At 31.2% G+C, this 2,276-nt stretch carries 3 protein-coding genes; all 3 read right to left on the bottom strand.

Annotated elements, in window-relative coordinates; translation table 11 throughout:
* Positions 1-714: bifunctional oligoribonuclease/PAP phosphatase NrnA (locus tag SOY52_RS09815; RefSeq protein ID WP_320848777.1), on the bottom strand; the 714-nt coding region annotated here is incomplete at its 3' end.
* A 91-nt stretch (positions 715-805) separates the two neighbouring features.
* Positions 806-1,546, bottom strand: a complete 741-nt coding sequence (locus SOY52_RS09820; protein ID WP_320848778.1) for an energy-coupling factor transporter transmembrane component T — start codon at positions 1,544-1,546, stop codon at positions 806-808.
* Positions 1,536-2,276 (bottom strand): ABC transporter ATP-binding protein (locus tag SOY52_RS09825; RefSeq protein ID WP_320848779.1); only part of this gene is annotated, 741 nt, incomplete at its 5' end. The genes SOY52_RS09825 and SOY52_RS09820, both read right to left, overlap by 11 nt.

The following is a 2,276-nucleotide window of genomic DNA, read 5'->3' on the forward strand; positions in this document are numbered from 1 at the left end:
CTCTCTAGATAAGTTCCACTTCTCCTGCATAGCTAAATCAACGAATATATAAGCAAGTCCATTTTCTGTAACTTTTATTCTTGAAAATACATCTGATTGATATGAATAGAACTTAAAATCCCTTAAATCTAATTGCGCTTGTAAGTTTTCTATCTCTACTCCCTGATCAAGCATTAAGCCAGCAAGTCGTAATGTATCGCCAGTAGTTGAAGCAAACCTAAAGCGTCCACTATCAGTATTCATACCCGTATAAATACAAGTTGCAGCAAATGAATCAATTTCTAGCTCATCTTTAAATGTTTGATAAAAGTCTGCAATTAACTCTGCTGTAGAACTTCTCTTTTCTTCTACCCATGAGATATCACCATAAGGGTTATTATCGATATGATGATCAATTTTAATAATCTTCTTCCCATTTAAGACTCTATCATCGGATACTCTTTCACTAGTTGCGGTATCAAGGATTAGTACTAAAGATTTTTTAATATCTTCATCTGTTACATAACCATCTTCAGCTCCTAAAAAAGCCATGTAATCAGAATAATCTTTATTACATAATCTAATATCTTTATTTGGATAAGTTAACTTTAAAATTCTCTGTAACCCCTTAGTAGCCCCTATAGCATCACCATCTGGGCGGAAATGTCTAGCAATTAAAATTGAATCAAAACTTTTTATTTCATTTAATATTTGTCTCTTAATCTCTTCGTTCATATTTATCCTTATAATTATTAATGGAATATTTGATTTTATTAACTTTTAAAAGATATTTCTATAGAAAATAATTAAAAAGAATTACAGAAGGCTATCTCAAAATAAACATCGCTGTAGAAATAGTAGTAAGTGTTATTAAGGAAAGCAAAACATCATACCAGCGAACCTTTGTTACTTCTAAGTAAGTCCTATCATTTTTACCAGAAAATCCTTTTGACTCCATAGCCATGGCAACACACTCAGACCACCTTATAGAGTTAACTAACATTGTGAATATCACCTTAAGAGATATAAATGATTGCTTCATACCCCGAACCTCATATGCAGTTAATACAGCTTTATACTCACTAACCATATTAGGCATTAAATGAAAGGCAGCTAATATTCCATAAGCGAATTTTGGTGATAAATGACATTGATGTATCATACTTTTTACAAAATCATCACCGTTGGTAGTCAAAGCGAATAAAATACCAAGTCCTGCATAAGATAGTAATCGAGTTGATAGCTGTAAGGCTGTTGTTAGATTTCTACTAGCTGCAGCTCTAACTGCAAATGGTACATTTGAAATGTTACTTATTTCCTCCAGTTCAACAGCACTTCCCTTAGCATAGTATAAGCCCATCATAAAGAGACCAAATGCAGCAATAAATGCAGGAATTAATATTATTACTATTCTTTTTATTTTTGCATCAGAAAAGAAAACTAATAATAAAATAGATGTAAGAAACACCCCAACATTTAGTTCAATTATATATTGAAAAGATAAAAGAATAACTGAGAGTAAAACAGTAAATGCTTTTACACTAGGATTTAGTTTTTCAAGCTTCATATACACCATTTCCCCTTACTACATATCTTTTATCTGCATAGCTTTTTGCTAATTCCTCATCGTGAGTTATTAATATCACGCTCAATCCTTTAGTTTTTATTTTATCTTCAAGTAAGCTCATAATTGCACAAGTTGAGCGATAATCTTGTCCATAGGTAGGTTCATCAAGAAGTAATATTTTTTGTTCCCCTGCCAGCACCGATAACACAGCAAGCCTTCTCTGTTGTCCTTGAGATAACATATAAGGTGAATATCGTTTATATCTAAGTAAACCATATTCATCAAGTCTCTTTAATGCCTCATTATTAACTTCTTCATCACTCAGTTTATTATTCCAAAGTCTAATACTTTGTTTTACTTCATCAAGTACATTTTGCGTAATAAATTGGTTTGCTGGATTTTGAAAAACTATTCCCATGGTTCTATAGAGTTCTTTCTTTTTAATCTTCTTTAAATCTTTACCAAATACTTTTATCACGCCTTCATATGGATTTATTTTTAAGAGAGATAAAAATGTGGTGGTTTTACCAGCTCCACTTCTCCCAATAAAAGCAGTAATAGCACCACTAGGGAAAGATACATTGTTCAGATTAAGAAGAACTTCATCACTTTTATTCTTATTTATTACTACATTATTAAATTCAATTGCGGTTGTATTACTCTTTATTTGAGCTTTTTTTATATAGCCATTACTTGGAAAAAATAATCCTTCTTTTTCAAATATTGACTT

The organism is Bullifex sp., from assembly GCF_034103065.1.
GTDB lineage: Bacteria > Spirochaetota > Spirochaetia > Sphaerochaetales > Sphaerochaetaceae > Bullifex.